The organism is Collinsella sp. SGI.241, assembly GCF_050312955.1.
Taxonomy (GTDB): Bacteria; Actinomycetota; Coriobacteriia; order Coriobacteriales; family Coriobacteriaceae; genus Collinsella.
In genome coordinates this window covers 22184-40208 of the sequence record NZ_JBNPKM010000011.1, presented here as the reverse complement: position 1 = coordinate 40208, position 18025 = coordinate 22184, and the positions used below count along the sequence as shown (strand labels likewise).

13 protein-coding genes and 3 tRNA genes are annotated in these 18025 nt (G+C 60.6%); 11 read left to right on the top strand and 5 right to left on the bottom strand.

Going from position 1 to position 18025, the window contains the following annotated elements:
• Positions 1 to 51 precede the first annotated feature (51 nt).
• Positions 52 to 1179 (top strand): glutamate 5-kinase, encoded by a 1128-nt coding sequence (proB, locus tag ACQQ92_RS06210; protein WP_427727946.1) that lies wholly within the window; start codon positions 52 to 54, stop codon positions 1177 to 1179.
• Between the two features lie 99 nt (positions 1180 to 1278).
• On the opposite strand, the gene ACQQ92_RS06205 is transcribed toward proB, so the two are convergent.
• A complete protein-coding gene (locus ACQQ92_RS06205; RefSeq protein WP_427796048.1) occupies positions 1279 to 2697 on the bottom strand; it encodes an alpha/beta fold hydrolase in 1419 nt (472 codons plus the stop codon).
• 113 nt (positions 2698 to 2810) lie between these two features.
• Here ACQQ92_RS06205 and ACQQ92_RS06200 point away from each other — a divergent pair, with 113 nt between their 5' ends.
• The 3 genes from ACQQ92_RS06200 (at position 2811) to ACQQ92_RS06190 (ending at position 5773) form a co-directional block, all read left to right on the top strand.
• Positions 2811 to 4097 (top strand): glutamate-5-semialdehyde dehydrogenase, encoded by a 1287-nt coding sequence (locus ACQQ92_RS06200; RefSeq protein ID WP_427747468.1) that lies wholly within the window; start codon positions 2811 to 2813, stop codon positions 4095 to 4097.
• 171 nt (positions 4098 to 4268) lie between these two features.
• Positions 4269 to 4868: an HD domain-containing protein gene (locus tag ACQQ92_RS06195; RefSeq protein ID WP_427747469.1), complete on the top strand. Its 600-nt coding sequence runs from the start codon at positions 4269 to 4271 to the stop codon at positions 4866 to 4868.
• Between the two features lie 662 nt (positions 4869 to 5530).
• Positions 5531 to 5773 carry a hypothetical protein gene (locus ACQQ92_RS06190; RefSeq protein WP_427796047.1) on the top strand — a complete coding sequence of 81 codons (243 nt, stop codon included), beginning with the start codon at positions 5531 to 5533 and terminating at the stop codon, positions 5771 to 5773.
• Here ACQQ92_RS06190 and ACQQ92_RS06185 read toward each other — a convergent pair.
• Positions 5750 to 6235 carry a CarD family transcriptional regulator gene (locus tag ACQQ92_RS06185; RefSeq protein ID WP_427796046.1) on the bottom strand — a complete coding sequence of 162 codons (486 nt, stop codon included), beginning with the start codon at positions 6233 to 6235 and terminating at the stop codon, positions 5750 to 5752. The two genes, ACQQ92_RS06190 and ACQQ92_RS06185, sit on opposite strands and share 24 nt — an antisense overlap.
• 342 nt (positions 6236 to 6577) lie before the next feature.
• Here ACQQ92_RS06185 and argS point away from each other — a divergent pair, with 342 nt between their 5' ends.
• From argS to ACQQ92_RS06165, 4 genes are all read left to right on the top strand, one after another.
• Entirely contained in the window at positions 6578 to 8431 is a 1854-nt protein-coding gene (argS, locus tag ACQQ92_RS06180) for an arginine--tRNA ligase (protein ID WP_427796045.1), read from the top strand.
• Positions 8432 to 9357: 926 nt separating this feature from the next.
• A complete protein-coding gene (gene rho, locus ACQQ92_RS06175) occupies positions 9358 to 11790 on the top strand; it encodes a transcription termination factor Rho (protein ID WP_427796044.1) in 2433 nt (810 codons plus the stop codon).
• A 312-nt stretch (positions 11791 to 12102) separates the two neighbouring features.
• Positions 12103 to 13551 (top strand): hypothetical protein, encoded by a 1449-nt coding sequence (locus ACQQ92_RS06170; protein WP_427796043.1) that lies wholly within the window; start codon positions 12103 to 12105, stop codon positions 13549 to 13551.
• A 6-nt stretch (positions 13552 to 13557) separates the two neighbouring features.
• Positions 13558 to 14007: a VanZ family protein gene (locus ACQQ92_RS06165; protein ID WP_427794116.1), complete on the top strand. Its 450-nt coding sequence runs from the start codon at positions 13558 to 13560 to the stop codon at positions 14005 to 14007.
• A gap of 113 nt (positions 14008 to 14120) precedes the next feature.
• Here ACQQ92_RS06165 and ACQQ92_RS06160 read toward each other — a convergent pair whose 3' ends face one another.
• Both ACQQ92_RS06160 and ACQQ92_RS06155 read right to left on the bottom strand, forming a co-directional pair.
• Entirely contained in the window at positions 14121 to 15011 is an 891-nt protein-coding gene (locus ACQQ92_RS06160; protein WP_427796042.1) for an ROK family protein, read from the bottom strand.
• 140 nt (positions 15012 to 15151) lie between these two features.
• Complete coding sequence (locus ACQQ92_RS06155) at positions 15152 to 16333, bottom strand: pyridoxal phosphate-dependent aminotransferase (protein WP_427796041.1); 1182 nt, start codon at positions 16331 to 16333, stop codon at positions 15152 to 15154.
• Between the two features lie 165 nt (positions 16334 to 16498).
• On the opposite strand from ACQQ92_RS06155, the gene ACQQ92_RS06150 reads away from it, so the two are divergent.
• From ACQQ92_RS06150 to ACQQ92_RS06140, 3 genes are all read left to right on the top strand, one after another.
• Positions 16499 to 16575 (top strand) — tRNA-His (locus ACQQ92_RS06150).
• A gap of 22 nt (positions 16576 to 16597) precedes the next feature.
• Positions 16598 to 16673: transfer RNA gene (locus tag ACQQ92_RS06145), tRNA-Lys, on the top strand.
• A 43-nt stretch (positions 16674 to 16716) separates the two neighbouring features.
• Positions 16717 to 16792, top strand: a tRNA-Lys gene (locus ACQQ92_RS06140).
• A 259-nt stretch (positions 16793 to 17051) separates the two neighbouring features.
• Here the strand turns inward: ACQQ92_RS06140 and dinD are convergent.
• Positions 17052 to 17912: a DNA damage-inducible protein D gene (gene dinD, locus ACQQ92_RS06135; protein WP_427796040.1), complete on the bottom strand. Its 861-nt coding sequence runs from the start codon at positions 17910 to 17912 to the stop codon at positions 17052 to 17054.
• Between the last annotated feature and the right edge of the window lie 113 nt (positions 17913 to 18025).

Genomic DNA, 18025 nt, shown 5'->3' with positions numbered 1-18025 from the left:
TCCCTCGGCCGTCAGCTCGCCCGAACCCTCAACAGTTGATTGGTTTGACGTATGACGACTTCTTATAAAACGATGGTGGTAAAGATCGGTTCGTCCACGGTGGTGGGCGCCGATGGCAAGGTCAACCGCGCCTTTATCGGCGGACTTGCCGATCAGGCTGCTGCCCTGCGCAAACTCGGCTGGCGTCTGGTCGTGGTGAGTTCGGGCGCCATTGCCTGTGGCTATCCCGTGCTGGGCTTTGACCGCAAGCCGGTCGGTGACCTGCCGAGCCTGCAGGCCTGCGCCTCGGCCGGTCAGTGCATCATCTCGTCGGCCTACGACGAGGAGTTCCATGCGCGCGACCTGCTCACCTCGCTCGTGCTGCTCACGCGTCATGACACGGCCCGTCGCACGTCCTATCTGCACGCGCGCGACGCGCTGCTGCGTCTGGTGGAACTGGGCGTGGTGCCGGTCGTCAACGAGAACGACACCGTTACCGTCGACGAGATCAAGTTTGGCGACAACGACACGCTGGCGGCGCTTGTGGGCTGCTTGGTTTCTGCCGACCTGTGCGTGACGCTCTCGGACATCGATGGCCTCTATACCGCCAATCCGCACGAGGACCCCACGGCCGAGTTCGTCCCGGTCGTGCATAAGATCGATGCCAAGATTATCGCCTCGGCGGGCGATTCTTCCACATCGGTTGGCACAGGCGGCATGATTACCAAGATCCGCGCGAGCCGCATCCTGATGACGGCTGGCATTCAGAGCGTGATTTGCTCGGGCGAGGAGCCCGATGCGCTCGTGCGCCTTGCCCGCGGCGAGAGCGTGGGCACGCTGTTCGATCCGCCGGCGGAGCGCCTGGACATTGCGCCCCGCAAGCTGTGGATTGCACTGGGCGACAAGGCGCATGGCTCGGTGACGGTCGATGACGGCGCCGCGAAGGCGCTGATCAGCCGCGGTTCTTCCCTGCTTGCGGTGGGTATTCGCGAGGTCGATGGCACGTTTGCCGAGGGCGATGTGCTCGACGTGTGCGACCCGAGCGGTATGGTTGTCGCCCGCGGTATCGCCGAGGCCGATTCGGACGTGCTGGAGCTTGCAGCCGGACGCCGCCAGGACCAGATTGCCGGCAACCGCTTGCTGGCAGACTTGGCCGAGAAGCCCGCGATCCATCGAGATAACTTGATCGTCTTTGCATAAAGAAAGACAGCGCTGCGGATCGTTTCCCGCAGCGTTGTCTTTCTCGTGCCGGCACTTGGGGACGTTTCTTATGTGCCGGCAGGTGGGGACACTCCTTTGCTAGAAGATTCGACGCAGGTCTCCGCGGTTGAGGGCCTCGTCGAAGAGGTGCTTGAATACCACACTGCCGTGCAGGCCGTCGTGCTCGAACTCGTTCGTCACCCAGGCATGTGAGTTGCCCACGCGGCTGAGCGTGTCGAGCTGCAGGCCCGAATCCACGTACATGTCGTCGAAATACACCGCGGCTTGGAGTGGCACCTCGTTGCAGGCCAGGCGCTGCGGGTCGTAAATCTTGTCCCAGCTGGTGTCTTCCATCAGCAGGTCCATGGCGGGCTTGAAGGGCTTGAGCTCGGGCATCTGCTCAAACATCCACGGGAACATGGCCTCGCCGGTAAACATGAGTGGGCGCGCGAGGGTGTCGAACTCGGCACGATGGGCCTTTTCCTCGGCGGCTGCCCAGCCAATAGGCATCGTGTCGCCATCGGCGTAGATGAACTCCTGCAGCGTCCAGTACAGCGGATTCGTGCGCGTGTTGGTGCGCTCGAAGGCGCGCATCAAAAAGCTGTCTGATACCGAGGAGCCGCAGCTCAGCGTACCGTCGCCATTAACAAACGCGTGGTCGATAATCCAGTGCATGCGCTCAAAGCTCGGCTTCATGCCAAAGTCGCTGCCCATGAGCTGCAGGCGCTCGACCGTCATCGGCGAGCCGTCGGGCAGCGCGGGCTTTTGTTCCTCGAGGGCATCTGCCAGGGCCGCCACGCGCTCGACGTCGGTGGGGTAGCGGTCGTAATACTGCTGAGTCTTGGCCGCCATACGCGGGAAGGTGTGCGCGTAGACCTCGCTGGCACTCGCCGGTACGTGCGGAATGCCGCCGCAGGTAAAGCTCGCCGCCACGCCCTCGGGGAAGAGCGACAGATAGCTCAACGTCAAAAAGCCGCCGTAGCTCTGGCCGAGTGTGACCCAGGGCTTGCCGCCAAAGCCTACCAGGCGCAGGTACTCAAAGTCGCGCACGATGGAGCTGGCGAGGTGGCGCTTGAGAAAATCCGCCTGCGAGCGGGCCGCATCGGAGCCTGCCGCCTCGGCGCGCTCGCCCAGTGCGGCAATCGTGCGCCCGTCTACACAGCTGCTGCGCCCGGTCCCGCGCTGGTCGGGCAGGACGACGCGGAAGTGCTTGACGGCCTCCTCGATCCAGCCGTCGCTTGTGGGCGACAGCGGACGCGGGCTCTCGCCGCCGGGGCCGCCCTGCAAAAAGAGGAGGAGTGGCAGGTCGTCGTTGATACGGTCGGGAGCGCAAACCACGCGGTAGAAAAGCTTGATGCTCTCGGGTGCGCCGGCGATGGGCGCCGGCATGGCGCCGCGGCGCATGGTGCTGCCGAAGGCCAAAAGCATCGGCTCCAGGCCGCGCCAATCCAAGGGGACGTCGATGCTGTGGTCCTCGACATAGAGGCCGGGGACGTGGTACGAAGTGATGAGGGCCATGCGGTACTTCCGTTCGTTGCGGTGTTTCGGGTTGACCAATTCTACCGCCATGCGCGAGGGCATGCACAAATCGGCTACCATGGTTGGCAAACTACTAAGAGAAAGGGCCGCCCATGTCGGTCGATATAGCCACGTATGTCCACGATCTTGCCGTTGCCGCCAAGGCAGCGTCGGCCTCGCTTGCCACGGCGAGCGACGAGCAGCGCCAGGAGGCCGTGCGCGCCATGGCCGCGGCGCTGCGCGATGGTGTCGATTCCATCGTCGCCGCCAACGAGCTCGATATGTCCGCTGCGCGCGATGCGGGGACCTCGGCGGGGCTCCTCGACCGTCTGCTGCTGACGCCCGAGCGCGTCGAGGGCATGGCCGCCGGCCTGGAGAAGCTCGCTGAGCTGTCCGATCCTGTCGGCCGCGTGCTCGACCACCGCGTACTTGCAAGTGGTGTGGACCTCACCCGCGTGAGCGTGCCGCTGGGCCTGGTCGCCATGGTGTATGAGGCGCGCCCCAACGTGACGGCCGATGCCGCGGGCATCTGCATCCGCACCGGCAACGCCTGCATTCTGCGCGGCGGTTCGCTGGCCTATCACTCGTGCGCCATGATTTCCGAGTTGCTGGCCGATGCGCTCGAGGCCAAGGGTTTCCCGCGCGAGGCTATCTCGATGATCGAGTCCACCGATCGCGAGGCCACCGGCGAGCTCATGAAGCTTCGCGGTATCGTCGACGTGCTTATTCCGCGTGGCGGTGCGGGCCTGATCCAGCGCTGCGTGCGCGAGTCGCTTGTGCCGGTTATCGAGACGGGCACGGGAAACTGCCACATCTACGTGCATGAGTCGGCCGACTTTGATAAAGCGCTCAACATTATCGTTAATGCTAAGACCCAGCGCGTGGGCGTGTGCAACGCCGCCGAGTCGCTGCTTGTGGACCGCGCCGTGGCAGATTCGTTTTTGCCGGCGGTCGTGGCCGTGCTGCACGACCACGGCGTGCTGATTCACGGCGACGAGGCCGCGTGTGCCGCATGCGCCGACGCCGGTCTTGCCGAGGGCGATGACTTTGTTGCCGCAACCGAGGAGGACTGGGGCCGCGAGTACCTGGCGCTCGAGATGAGCGTGAAGGTCGTGGCGAACGAGGACGAGGCCATCGCGCACATCAACCGCTATGGCACTATGCATTCCGAGGCCATCATCGCCGAGGACGCGGACGCCTGCGAGCGCTTCTTGGATGAGATCGATGCCTCGGCCGTGTATGCCAACGCCAGCACGCGCTTTACCGACGGCGGCGAGTTTGGCCTGGGCGCCGAGATCGGCATTTCGACCCAAAAGCTCCACGCCCGCGGCCCCTTTGCCGCCGAGGCCCTCACCACCTACAAATACAAGCTCCGCGGCACCGGCCAGGTCCGCCTCTAAACCTACCAAAAAGGGACAGGTTTATTTTGGCAGGTTTTATCTGCGGTTTTGCCGGGCGACGCGTTCGCCCGGCTTTTTTCTCCGTATGCCTTTTCTGCCTTTCGGCTTGAGTCGCGGCGATATACGATAGTGACACCGTGTCCTAGCACCGACTCACCTGGAGGTATTGCCATGTCCCAGACGCTTTCCGCCGGAATCACCCGCGACCGTGCGTTCGAATTGCTCAACGAGCACAACAAAGATCCGTTCCACATCACCCACGGCGAGACGGTCGAGGGCACCATGCGCTACTTTGCGCGCGAGTTCGACCCCGAGAACGAGGAGTTTTGGGGCATCGTCGGACTGCTGCACGACCTGGATTGGGAGGAGCATGAGGACGACCCCGTGAACCACACCATCTATGCGGCCGAGATCCTCGAGGGCGAGGGCGCATCGCCCGAGCTCATCCGCGCCATCCAGACGCATACCTCGGACTTCAACACCTCGCTGCCCAAGCCCGAGCTGCAGATGGAAAAGATCCTGTTTGCCTGCGACGAACTTACCGGCCTGATCGGTGCTGCCGTCATCATGCGTCCGAGCAAGAGCGTCATGGACTTTACGACCAAGTCGCTCAAGAAGAAGTTCAAGGACAAGCGCTTTGCCGCCGGCTGCTCGCGCGACGTGATTACGCAGGGCGCCGAGATGCTGGGCTGGGAGCTCCCCGAGCTTTTCGACCGTACCATCGCGGCCATGCAGTCCTTCGCGCCCGACCGCGACACCTTCCAGGCCTAACCTGCCAAAAAGGGACAGGTTTATTTTGGCAGGTTTTATCTGGGAAAACGCTTCCGTTGGACGTTATTCAGCGGAAGCGTTTCTGTTTAACATGGTGGCGCTTGCGAATGGCGGCGCCTCGCGGCAGGCAGTTGCGCTTCGCCGTACCCGTAACTCGGCAAACGCGACGTTAGGACGCGTTCTTGATAATCCATGTTCCGAGTCCTGTCAGCAGCTGAACCTGCTTAACGGTTAGCCCTTGTTTTCGAAGCGCGAGAATCGCCTCATTGCGAAGTGGCTTGGAGACGGATTTGAGTTCCGTCGGAGCGCATCCTGCGACACTCTGCACGATTGCCGTGCCAAATGAATATGGTTTCCCATAAGGCACCAAGCGATAAGCTCGATATTGTGTTTGGGGAGGATTGCATCGAGGATCTGAAGCATGGCGATTCGGTCCTCGGCATCGTCAAACAGCAATTGCCCTCCGTTTCCACGCAACGTGACGTGGAAATAACCGGTTGGTGACTTTGAACGAGGTTTTCTCGGCATGGCCCCTCCTTTAGCTTGGATGGGCTGAAGATACCTCATTCGGGGGCTTCGGTTGTCGAGATTCAGTTCACCGACTATAGCTGCTACCTGCCGAAATGTTATTGCGTTTTTAAATTGATGCTTTTTAATGGTAATTGAGCAAGACGGGTGCGCTTGTTGCGGATACGGGCGTTGGTTGCGTCGATCTGGACGGCCCTCGCGTGATGTCATCACAAATGGGCTTCACGCATTTTCGCGGCGATAAAAAATGGCCGGGGCTTACAAACAAAACGGAGCACCCGACCATTTACCAATTGTTTTTGACGTTTCCCCAGATAAAACCTGCCAAAATAAACCTGTCCCTTTTTGGCAGGTTAGTTGAGGGCGGCTTGGGATAGGCGGGCTTCGGCGTCTTCCTCGGTGATGCCCAGGGCCACGGCAATCTCCTCGATGGAGCGGCGCTTGGCTTCCTTGAGTACGCGCATGTAGTAAGAGCTGGGTTTTTTATCTGCTTCCTCGGCTTGGCGAATACGGTGCATCATGGTTTTTGCCACGCGGACCGTCTCGGGCGCACCCAGTTTGAGCTGCTGCTTAAAGTGCGTCTCCTCGAGCGAGCTGTTGCGCTCGGTAAAGGTGTCGCACTCCAGCTCGTCGTAATGGCTCAGTAGGTGCTCGGCATCTTGCTGGGAGATGGCGGCATGCAGACGGTCGGCCTGCGCCACGGGGTACATGAGGATCGTCTGCGCATGTCCCTGCTTGGTCTCGAGCAACAGCATGGGCTGCGGTGTGTCTTCCCTAAAACCGACGACGGTGCAGACTCCCTGACCCGGATGAATGACGTGTTGACCGATTGAGAACATGCTACCTCCAACTTATACGAATTTACGTATGTCTAGAATACCACGCTGACGTGCGCAAACCCTTACTTTATGCAGGAAAAGCACACAAATCCGATAGGTAAGAGTATTCGATATTCTGAGCTGCCCATGCAGATGTTTATGCATTTTCGGCGGGTGCACAACCAGCAGGCAGACCGCCATCTTTGAATGGCCTTGCGACAACTGTAGTCAATTTTGTGCATATGCAATATCGATTGACTTTACCCTGCGACAGTAGTTACCGCTTGTGATAGAGTGCTGCAAACTCTGGCTTTTGCCCTACGAGTGACCAAGAGCTCGGGGGCTTTAACACAAGGAGGATCTATGCCCGAGAAGATTGAAGAGCTGGTACGCGCTGCGCTTGCTGCGGCCCAGGAGGCCGGCGACCTTTCCGCATTTGAACTTGACGATTGCGCTATCGAGCGACCGGCTGACACTTCTCATGGCGAGTGGACCTCCACCATGGCCCTGAAGTCCGCCAAGCTGGCTCACTGCGCCCCGCGCAAGATCGCCGAGGCCGTCGTTGCCCATATGCCCGAGGATCCCGCGATCGAGAAGGTCGAGATCGCCGGCCCTGGCTTCATCAACTTCTACCTCTCCGTCGCCGTCAAGAACGCCATCTTCGGCGAGGCTCGCGAGAAGGGCATGGACTTCGCTAAGTCCAACGTCGGCGGCGGCCTGAAGACCCAGGTCGAGTTTGTCTCCGCCAACCCCGTCGGCCCCATGCATATTGGCCATGGCCGTTGGGCCGCTCTGGGCGACTCCCTCTGCCGCGTTATGGACCATGCCGGTTACGATATCCAGCGTGAGTTCTATATCAACGACCACGGCTCTCAGATGAACACCTTCGGCAACTCCATCAGCACGCGCTATATGCAGCTTGCCGACATCATCGCCAAGCAGGGCGTGGATATCGACGAGGCTCACAAGCTGCTGATTGCCGACCGCGATGCCTTTGTTGCCGACGAGAACGACGAGCATCCCGAGACCCATCCGTATCAGGACAACTTTGCCGAGACTCTGGGCAAGGACTCCTACGGCGGCGACTACATCATCGACGAGGCCGCCGAGTTCTGGCGCACCGACGGTGACAAGTGGGTCGACGCCGATCCGCAGGAGCGTATGGAGAGCTTCCGCGAGCGCGGCTATGTAAAGATGGTCGACAACATGCGCGACCTTTGCCACGCCGTCAACTGCGACTTCGATCGTTGGTTCTCCGAGCGCTCGCTGTACGTGAAGGACACCGAGGGCGAGACCGCAGGCACCTCCGCCGTCGACCGCGCTTTCGAGAAGCTCGACAAGATGGGCTACCTCTACACCAAGGACGGCGCTCTGTGGTTCCGCTCCACCGACCTGGGCGACGACAAGGACCGCGTTCTGATCAAGTCCGACGGCGAGTACACCTACTTCGCCTCCGACGTTGCCTATCACTGGGACAAGTTCCAGCGCGTCGACCACGTCATCGACATCTGGGGCGCCGACCACCATGGCTACATCGACCGCGTCCGCTGTGTCTGCGACGCTCTTGGCTATCCCGGCAAGTTCGAGGTTCTGCTGGGCCAGCTCGTCAACCTGCTGCGCAACGGCAAGCCCGTCCGTATGTCCAAGCGCAAGGGCACCATGGTGACCCTGCAGGAGCTCGTCGACGAGGTCGGCTCCGACGCCGCCCGTTACACGCTCATCTCCAAGAGCTCCAACCAGATGGTCGACTTCGACATCGAGGCCGTTAAGAAGCGTGATAACTCCAACCCGGTCTACTACGTGCAGTACGCTCACGCTCGTGTGTGCTCCATTCTGCGCCGTGCCGCTGACGTTACGCCCGAGCAGGCTGACGAGATGGGCATGAAGGCCGTCGCCGCCAAGGCCATCGGCGAGAACGTCGACTACTCGCTGCTGACCGACCCCACCGAGCTTGCCCTTTCGCGTAAGCTCAACGAGCTCACTGACCTCATTGCCAGCTGCGCTCGCGACCGCGCCCCGTTCCGTCTGACGCACTTTGCCGAGGAGCTCGCCGGCGACTTCCACAGCTTCTACGCTGCCTGCCAGGTGCTTCCGAGTGAGGGCCGTCCCGTCGATCCCGAGCTTTCGCGCGCCCGTCTGGCCGCTTGCGACGCCGTCCGCGTGACGCTCGCCCTGGTGCTCACTCTGGTTGGCGTTTCTGCACCCGAGCAGATGTAATCTACGGGTCGTTTGACCGTGTAGGTTTGGCTTTGCTGAGCCCTATAAGCCCGATCTCCATGCGGAGGTCGGGCTTTTTGCGTTTGGCGGGGCTTTTTGGCGTGTTGAAAAATGCTACAAAAACGCAACTATACCGGTTTACGGGGCTGAATCGCTGCCTGGCGACCATAGCAACAGCAACGAAAATAAAATCGCAGGTAGACGGCTTGTCGAATATTAAAAATGCAGGGTATGGTTGGCTTACGCCGTTCTTGCACCGTAATCCGCGATCGTTTTGAAAACGACCCCTTGGGGACGGAGGAAAACGGATCATTTTTGTCCGGTGGGAGAGCGGTGCGAAACCGTCCGCCACGAAACGGGCTTATCTACTACGTTTAGTCGCATACCCCGAACCATGCCGTAAAGTACGATATTAAAACCGCAGGTAGCGGGCTTGCGATTTTAGGAAGATCGAGGGGATGGTCAGGGGTCGCGGGTCAAACGTAGTAGATAGGCGCGTTTCGTGGCGCGGCTATTCCGGATGCCACGGCTTCACTCCTCTGGTGCGACAGAGGAAGCGCTTTTGAGGGAGAGTGTCCCTTTTGACCAGTTGTATAAGAACGTCCAATGACTAAGTTGCAGGTGGTGGCGGTTGTGTTACACTAACGCTGCGTATTTGACGTAATCATCTCGATACAGATCAATGATGCCCGTTGTGTTTTGAACGGAGCTAGACTGTTTAGCCGCCCTGAAGGTTTATGCAGGGAGCATGTGATCACAGGGCTTTAAAAGAAAGTTGAGCAAACACTGTGTCTGATCAACAGCAAGAAAATGAAATAAGCACGGCACAAACCACTCCCGCTGCACCGGTTGCGTTGGACCAAATCGCGAAACCCGCACCGTCGCAGGCGTCGGTCCCCGAGACACACCAGAACGCTGCCTCGGCTTTGAGTGAGAAGCCTGTTCCCGCCGCGCCTGCTACCGGGGAGGAGGCTGCGCCCGTGAAGCCCAAGCGCACGCGTCGTGTGGCCAAGCCCGCTGCGGATGGCGATGAGGCTGCAAAGCCTAAACGCCGCACCACGCGCACGACGCGTGCCAAGCGTCCGGTTTCCGCCGAGGTTTCGGCGCCGCTTTCAGATGAGGTTGCGCAGGCCCGCGCGCTTGCGCAGATCAGCGAAGCCCAGGTTGTTCGTGCTCGCCGTCGTGCCGCCGAGCGCGATGCCGCGGCTCTGACCGAACTCGCGGCTTCGACCGCCTCCGAAGCGCCTTCGGCTCCGGCTCCCGAGCAGGTAGTAGAAAAGCCGGCTCCGCGCACGCGCCGTCGCACGGCGGCCAAAGTCCAGCAGGCTGCCGAGCAGGCTTCGTCCGATGCCGCCGAGACCCCGGTTCGCTCTGCGGCGGGGGAGGACGCTTCCTCTGCTGAGTCTGTCGTGCCTGCCGAGGCCGGCGGTGCATTTGTCGTCGATCCTGCTTTGCGCCCGCATCGCCGCGGCCGCAAGCCCAAGGCATTTGTCGAGGCGGAGAAGGCGGCCGCTGCCGCGGCTTCTGTCCAAGATGCTCCGGCGTTCGTCGAGCCTGCAGCGGCTGTCGTGGTTTCGGCCGAGGGCGCTGATGTTCCTGAGGTCGCTGTTTCTGCCGCTGCCGAGCCTGTCGACGTTCGTCCCGGGCGCAGCCGTCACACCGCAGCCAAACGCCCAGCTAAGGCAGAGGCGAAGTCCGGCGCCGAATCTGCGGTAGCTGAGTCTACCGAGGCGAGTGTCGACACGACTCCCGAGACGGAGGGCACCGATCGGCCGGCAGGCGAGAAGCCCAAGCGCACGCGCAAGAAATCTTCCAAGACCAAGTCTGCCGAACAGCAGGGGGATGCTGAGCAACAGCCCGAGTCCGACGCTAAGTCGGACGGCGAGACCCCGGCGACCGCCGATGCGCCCACGACGCCTGCCGTCGAGAGCGCTGAGGCCGAAGAGGGTTCCCGCCCCAACCGCCGTCAGCACAAGCGTAACGATGAGCGCAGCGAGCGCAAGGACGATCGTAGCAACGACCGCCGCAGCCGTCAGCGCGACCGCAAACAGCGCAATAAGGAGCGCAATGCTGCTCCGACTGAGCCCACGCTTTCGCGCGAGGAGCTCGCGGCCATGAAGGTCGCCGAGCTGCGCGAGAAGGCCAAGGAGTTCGAGATCGAGACGACCGGCAAGAAGAAGGCCGAGCTCGTCGAAGAGATCTACACCACAGCCGCGAAGGCCGAGGGCTTCCGCGATATTAAGGGCATCCTGCAGATTCGCCCGGACAGCTCCGGCATTATCCATGCCCACGGCTACATGAAGTCCAATGACGACGCCTTCGTGCCCGCCTACCTCATCCGCTCCGCGCGTCTGCGCACGGGCGACGTGATCGAGGGTTCGCTTCGCCCCTCGCGCGGCGGCGACAAGCGTGCCGGTCTCGCCAAAATCACGACCGTCAACGGTTTGGACCCCGAGCGGATTCGCAATCGCCCCAAGTTCGGCGATCTCACGCCGGTCTACCCCAATGAGCCGCTGCGCATGGAGCATGGCAAGGATTCCATTACCGGTCGCGCCATCGATATCGTGTCGCCGATCGGCAAGGGCCAGCGTGGCCTGATCGTGTCACCGCCCAAGGCCGGTAAGACCACGATTCTCAAAAAAATCTGCCAATCCATCTCGATCAACAATCCCGAGGTGCACCTCATCTGCCTGCTCGTCGACGAGCGCCCCGAAGAGGTCACCGATATGCAGCGCTCCATTGAGGGCGAGGTCGTGGCCTCCACCTTCGATATGCCCGCCGACAACCATACCCGCGTGGCCGAGCTCGTCATCGAGCGCGCCAAGCGCATCGTGGAGTTGGGCGGCGACGTCGTGGTGGTTCTCGACTCCATCACGCGTCTTGCCCGTGCGTACAACCTGGCGGCGCCCGCCTCGGGCCGCATCCTTTCGGGCGGCGTCGATTCGGCGGCCCTGTATCCGCCCAAGCGCTTCCTGGGTGCTGCCCGCAATATCGAAAACGGCGGCTCACTCACCATCCTTGCTTCCGCCCTTATCGATACCGGCTCCAAGATGGACGAGGTCATCTTTGAGGAGTTCAAGGGCACCGGCAACATGGAGCTCAAGCTCGATCGCGATCTGGCCGACCGCCGCATCTTCCCGGCCATCGACCCCGTTGCCTCCGGTACGCGCAACGAGGACCTGCTGGTCGACGAGCAAATGCGTCCGTTTGTCTTTGGCCTGCGCCGCATCCTCGCCGGCATGAACAATACCGAGCGCGCGGCAGCGTCGTTTATCAAGGGCCTCAAGGGCACCAATACCAACCAGGAGTTCCTGGTGCGTTCGGCAAAAAAGCACAGCGACTACGAGCAGACGTTCTAGTCCGTCCGCTGCACGCGACAGCAACCATAGACATGCCAGAAGGGCCGGGGTTTAGATCCTGGCCCTTTTCGTATAGCCGCTCGCCAACGATTATTGACCTCACGACCGGCAAGCAGCGATTTTCCCGTTTCAATTCCGCTTCGTCGCTTGCAATCCCCAAGGGGGTTTCGCATAATAGCAGTTAAGCTTCGCGACGGAAAACGCAGATGAAACGAACCTTATACCGTTGCTTTGGGGCATAGCCCCGCTTCATCTTCTCTCGCGCAGCCAACTGAATGATGCGATTTGGGTGCTGGAAGATGGGGAGAGCTCATGGCTTCTTCTGATGCAACACAACGAGCAGTCCTTGCCGGACTTTCCTGCGGGATCGGCCTTGCCGCACCCGTGGTCGTGTATGCCGCTACACTGCCGTTTTCGTCAATCAACGAGACGGTCGTCGCGGGTGCTGTTCCCTTTGCCGTGGGCGCAGTGGCCGGCGTGGGTATCTATGCCGCCTCGCTGGGTATCTCTGAGTATCGTGCGGAGCACGATGGCCGCCTGTTTGAGCCCGATGCCGTGGGCGGCGCCGCTCAGTTTAGTCGGACCTACAACGAGTTCAAGACCGCCTCTATTCCCGTTCAGCAGGAGGAGGCCGCTCCCCGGGCTGCTGCTCCTGTCACTTTGGACGAGCAGGGTCAATCCTCTTCGCTTCTCTCCGGTCTGACCGGCGCGTTTCAGCGCCGTCATGCCGATGATGGCGTTCCGACCATCGCCCGCGCCGCCAATGCCATGGACGAGGCCGATGCCTGGGCTATGATCGATAGCATGCTCGACGACGATTCGCCGGTTAGCTGCGATCCCGCTCGCTCGCGCGATGTCTATCAGGTCGCAATTGACGAGCTCACAAACGGTGAAAAGACTGGCTCCTATAACCGCGACGACATCGCTGCTGCCGCACGTGCCGTCTCGGGCTCTCATGCCGCCCCTGCGGGCAGCACTGCAGCTTTCGTGGCGCTTGTGGCCAACGCCGCCAACAATGCCGCCTCTAACGGTGCTTCTTCGGCTGCGTACGCCTCTGCCGCGGCGGCCGCTTCGACCGGCCAGCAGGGCGCAGCTCAGCCGGCTCCTGTCGCCGACCCCTTTGCCGATGAGCCCCTGGTTGTCGACGAGGAGACCATCGCCGCTCGTCGTGCTGCCGAAAGCTCGCTTTGGGGCGCTTCGGCCCAAATGCAGGCCGCGGAGGCGGTGCCGTACAACGCCAAGCTCGCCAGCATGCCCATCATTTCCGATGCCAAGGGTGTGGATCTCGCCGATTTGGACGAGCCCGCCGCCATCACTGCCTCTATCGATGCCCAGAATCGCGTGGATACCGACAGTCTCCCCGATGCCTCCCTCGAGGAAGATATCCCCATGGCCGATTATTCGGGCCACGAGGACATGTGGGCCGCCGCTATGGCGATCATGGCCGAGGTCGCCGAGCCCGCTCCCGCGCCGATGCCCACGCCTGCAGCCTCACCTGTGTCTGTTGCTCCCGTCTATGTCGGCCGCCACAGCTCCGTGTTTCCCGAGGATACCGCGCGTATCTCGCGCGAGAGTATCGAGCGCGCCGAGGCTATCGCCGCCGGCGTTATGGAAAACCGTCGTCATGAGCGCGTCAATCAGATCCTTGAGGAAGAGATCGAGCGCCTGCAGTCCTCTACCGCCAAGCGTACGGGCCGTGCCTATTTGAGTGTTATCGAGGGCGGTACCGCCAGTTTTACGCCGCTTCGTGCCGAGGCCTAGTTCTGCATGATTAAGATCGATCGTAAGTGGGCGGTTGCGGCCTGCGCCATGGTGTTGCTGATCTGGGGCAATTCACTGGTTCCCGGCACGGGGTCTGGCTCACTGAGCTTGGCGATCATGGAGGACGTCCGCGGGTTTTTGCATAGCTTGAGCCTGCCGTATGAATGGGTAACCAACTTTGTCGTCCGCAAGTGCGCACACTTTACCGAGTATATGGTGCTCGGTGTTTTGGTGACACATGCCTTTGATATCGAGGGTCGACGCACTTTTGACAGACTGCTTCCCACGGTGGTTTTTCTGTTGCTGGTCCCCTCAATCGACGAGACGATTCAGTTATTTGTGCCGGGGCGCGCCGGCATGATTACCGACGTGATGATTGACTGCTGCGGAGCGGCTACCGGCGTCGTGCTCCGATATCTCCTCCGATCGCTTGTATGTACCAAAAAGGCCGCCTAGGACGTTTTGCTTGGTCCTAGACGGCCTTGTGCGTTTGGGGGCCCTGCAGGACGCGATAGCGTTGTCTGCGCGTTATACGGGCCCGGCAATACCGTGTGTCGTTGGTGCACCCTTTACTGGAGCGCCTGTGCGCCAAGGGCCAGACAGCCCATGATGCCCTGCTTACCCTCGAGGCTGTTGTTGACAATGTAGGTATCGATGTCGTTGACCTCGGGCGTGACGATATAGCCATTGAGCATCTCGGCGCACTTTTTGCGGGCGAGCGGCACGATGGGGGTGTGGTCGGCCACGCCGCCGCCGATGATGATCTTTTGCGGCGCATAGCACAGCGTGTAGGTCATGAGTGCCTGTGCCAGGTAGCCTGCGAGCAGGTCCATGGCCTCCGGGTCATCGGCCATGTCTCCGGCGCTTTTGCCATCCCAGCGCTTTTTAATGCCGGGGCCTGCGATGAGGCCCTCGAGGCAGTTGTCGTGGAAGGGGCAGCCGCTGTGCTCGCCGATGGTGTCGCGCGGATCGCGCGTGACCAGGATGTGCCCTGCCTCGGGATGCATCATGCCGTGCACGAGCTGGCCGCCCGAGAGCACGCCGGCGCCCACACCGGTACCGATGGTCAGATACACCACGTCGGTGAGGCCCTGGGCGCAACCAAAGCTGACCTCGCCCAGGCAGGCGACGTTGACGTCGGTGTCGTAGCCACAGGGAATATTGAGCTCGTTTTGGATGGTGCCCAGCAGGTCAAAGTAGCGCCATGCCGTCTTGGGCGTCTCCAAGATCTTGCCGTATTGGGGCGAGGCAGGGTTGACTGCGGTGGGGCCAAAGGCGCCGATGCCCAGCGCGGCGATGCCCTTGTTTGCAAACCATGCGTTGACGGCCTCAACGGTCTCCTGCGGGGTCGTGGTTGCAATCTGCTCACGCTCCAGGACCGTACCGTCTACATAGCCCGTGGCGCAGACCATCTTGGTGCCGCCGGCCTCGAGCGCTCCGATAAGCTGCTGCTCTGCCATAGTATTCCTCCCCCCCGGACGAGTTGCTCCGTGACTAAAGTATAGCGCTTTAAACAAATTAAGAAAGCGCTATAAAAAGAAGCCCCACAACGCGCGTGCGGTGCGGGGCTTCTTTGGGTGCTTTAGTTGCCGGGCCGTCCTTACCCGCGCGGCTTGATTTTATCGCGTAGCGACTTGAGGTTCTCCAGCGCCGCGCTAATCGTCTCGTCTCGCTTGGCAAAGTGGAGGCGAATCAGATGGTTGACGGGCTCACGGAAGAAGCTCGAGCCGGGCACAGCGCCCACGCCCACCTTAGACGCGAGGTCCTCGCAGAAGTCGAGGTCGCTGTCATAGCCAAACTCAGAGATGTCCATCATGACGTAGTAGGCGCCCTGCGGCACGTTATGCTCAAGACCAATGCTATCGAGACCCTGACAGAACAGATCGCGCTTGGCTGTGTAGAGATCGAGGACCTCCTGGTAATAGCTGTCGTCGAAGTTGAGGGCGGTGACGACGGCTTCCTGCAGGGGAGCGGCGGCACCCACGGTGAGGAAGTCGTGGACCTTCTTGATGCGCTCGGTAATCTGGGCCGGGGCGATGGTGTAGCCCAGACGCCAGCCGGTGATGGAGTACGTCTTGGATAGCGAACTGCAGCTGATGGTGCGCTCGAACATGCCGGGCAGCGTGGCCATATAGACGTGCTCGTGGGGCGCGTAGACGATGTGCTCGTATACCTCGTCGGTGATGCAGTAGGCGTCGTACTTTTTGCAGAGGTCGGCGATAAAGGTGAGCTCATCGCGCGTAAAGACCTTACCGCAGGGATTGGAAGGGTTGCACAGGACGATGGCCTTGGGGTCGTTGTCGCGGAAGGCAGCCTCGAGTGTCTCGCGGTCAAAGTCGAATGTGGGCGGGTTGAGCGGCACATAGATGGGCTCGGCACCCGATAGGATCGTGTCGGCGCCGTAGTTCTCGTAGAACGGCGAGAAGATGACGACCTTGTCGCCGGGGTTGGTGACCGTCATCATGGCAGCCATCATGGCCTCGGTGGAGCCGCAAGTGACCACGATGTTCTGGTTGGGGTCGATCGGTATGCCCATAAAGTGCTCCTGTTTGGCGGCAAGCGCCTCGCGCATGGCCTGGGAGCCCCAGGTGATGGAGTACTGGTGGTAGAGCGGTTTGGGATCGGTGGCGATGGTGTTCAGGCTCTTGAGCAGCTGCGCTGGGGGATCAAAGTCGGGGAAGCCCTGCGAGAGGTTGACGGCGCCGTACATATCGGAGATGCGCGTCATGCGGCGGATGACCGAATCGGTAAACGTTGCCGTGCGATTGGAGAGTTCTTTCATGCTTGTCCTTTCGAACATCGGGGTGGGGCAAGTTTACTCCTATGGAACCGGTGGGATTTGCTCGAAATGGATCCGAAAAACTCTTTTCAAAATTCTTGAAAATTGGGGCTTGCGTCGCGTGGCGTTCCTTGCAATAATAGTCGAGCGCGAAGCGCACAGGACACGGTGGGTGTAGCTCAGTTGGCTAGAGCGACGGGTTGTGGTCCCGTAGGTCGAGGGTTCGAGTCCCTTTACCCACCCCAGTTCTTGCTTCGTGTTGATATCGGGTCGTTAGCTCAGTTGGTAGAGCAGGGGACTCTTAATCCCAAGGTCCAGGGTTCGACCCCCTGACGGCCCACCACACGATATCTCCTCTAAAGTCCGCTACTACGGACTTTAGCTTTGGGTCGTTAGCTCAGTTGGTAGAGCAGGGGACTCTTAATCCCAAGGTCCAGGGTTCGACCCCCTGACGGCCCACCAAAGCATGTTAAAGCGACTGGCTTCGGCTAGTCGCTTTTTTTGTTAACCATACATGGGTCGAACCCGAAAGGGCGCGGAGCTGAGGAAACGCGTAAGCGTTTGCCAGCGCAGCGCGCAAGGCGCGAAGCGCCGCAGCGGCCGCCTGCGCAGCAGGCTGACCCCCTGACGGCCCACCAAAGCATGTTAAGACGGTCAGCGAAAGTTGGCCGTCTTTTTTGTTGACCTCGCATGGGGTCGAACCCGAAAGGGCACAGACGCTTTACAAGTCGAGCCTGCCCTGGGGGTCGGTGAATCCGTCTGTGCCCTCCTTGAGTTTTTTCTCGTCTGCTTTCACGCGACGTTCGAGCTTCTTTGTATCCTCGGCAGGCGGTAGATTCTCGGGAACAATTCCACGGTCGATGAGGCTGCCACGTACGCTTGTGTTATTCTCGACGTGCTCTTGCTTGATCTGGTCCAGACCGTACAGGTCGTGTTCCTCGGTGTTGAAGGCCGTCATCGAGTTCGTAAGGTCCTTTGCTTTGATGAGGACATCGGCTAATCTGTCCGCCAATGCCGCGCTCTTGGGTACGCCGAGCTGCTGCTTCATTTCCGCCGTGCTTCTGCCGCCGAATAACGCTTCATCGCCCTTCGACTTGATGATCGCGAATCCTTTGGAGTCCACGCCGCGTTTGAACGCAATACCCGAGAGCTGTTTCTTTGAATCGGATGGCGAGTGGCGCGCCTGCAAGCGCTGAATCTCTGCGAAGCGCTGTTCTATGAGCTCTTGGCGGCGCGTCTGCACGGCAAAGTATGCCTGGGCGAGCGCGATCTCTGGCTTGTTTGAATCTCCGTTCTGTGCGATTAAATAGCATGCATAGCGAGTAAGTTTGTAGTCTTTAACCGCGCGAGCGGCGACACCGGCTGTTACCATTTTCGTGGTATCACGAAAATGGGAATCAACTGGAGTTTTGTTTGTTTCGCACGAGACTTTTGCCCTCTTAACAACTTCGGCGAAGTTCTCCCATCGAGTGTACCCCATGGGTTCCATTAAATCGCGTGCGAGCCAATACTCAACGCCGTCTTCCACATTGGCGGAGCTATCAAGTTTGACACGCCACTTCTCGATATCACGACTGTCCATATCTCCTCCCCGCTGGTCTATTGTCTGTGCGGGTTTTGCCTGCTCTGTATTCAGAATAAGGATACGCTGCCGTGCGGACACGAATGGACCCCGTGCCACCTCGAGCTTACGGG

What these genes read in the sequence shown, in the direction of transcription:
- dinD (WP_427796040.1), bottom strand. Translation starts at nt 17,912, where the DNA reads ATGGACAGTCGTGATATCGAGAAGTGGCGTGTCAAACTTGATAGCTCC.
- ACQQ92_RS06200 (WP_427747468.1), top strand. Translation starts at nt 2,811, where the DNA reads ATGTCGGTCGATATAGCCACGTATGTCCACGATCTTGCCGTTGCCGCC.
- proB (WP_427727946.1), top strand. Translation starts at nt 52, where the DNA reads ATGACGACTTCTTATAAAACGATGGTGGTAAAGATCGGTTCGTCCACG.
- ACQQ92_RS06165 (WP_427794116.1), top strand. Translation starts at nt 13,558, where the DNA reads ATGATTAAGATCGATCGTAAGTGGGCGGTTGCGGCCTGCGCCATGGTG.
- ACQQ92_RS06205 (WP_427796048.1), bottom strand. Translation starts at nt 2,697, where the DNA reads ATGGCCCTCATCACTTCGTACCACGTCCCCGGCCTCTATGTCGAGGAC.
- argS (WP_427796045.1), top strand. Translation starts at nt 6,578, where the DNA reads ATGCCCGAGAAGATTGAAGAGCTGGTACGCGCTGCGCTTGCTGCGGCC.
- ACQQ92_RS06185 (WP_427796046.1), bottom strand. Translation starts at nt 6,235, where the DNA reads ATGTTCTCAATCGGTCAACACGTCATTCATCCGGGTCAGGGAGTCTGC.
- ACQQ92_RS06195 (WP_427747469.1), top strand. Translation starts at nt 4,269, where the DNA reads ATGTCCCAGACGCTTTCCGCCGGAATCACCCGCGACCGTGCGTTCGAA.
- ACQQ92_RS06170 (WP_427796043.1), top strand. Translation starts at nt 12,103, where the DNA reads ATGGCTTCTTCTGATGCAACACAACGAGCAGTCCTTGCCGGACTTTCC.
- ACQQ92_RS06155 (WP_427796041.1), bottom strand. Translation starts at nt 16,333, where the DNA reads ATGAAAGAACTCTCCAATCGCACGGCAACGTTTACCGATTCGGTCATC.
- ACQQ92_RS06160 (WP_427796042.1), bottom strand. Translation starts at nt 15,011, where the DNA reads ATGGCAGAGCAGCAGCTTATCGGAGCGCTCGAGGCCGGCGGCACCAAG.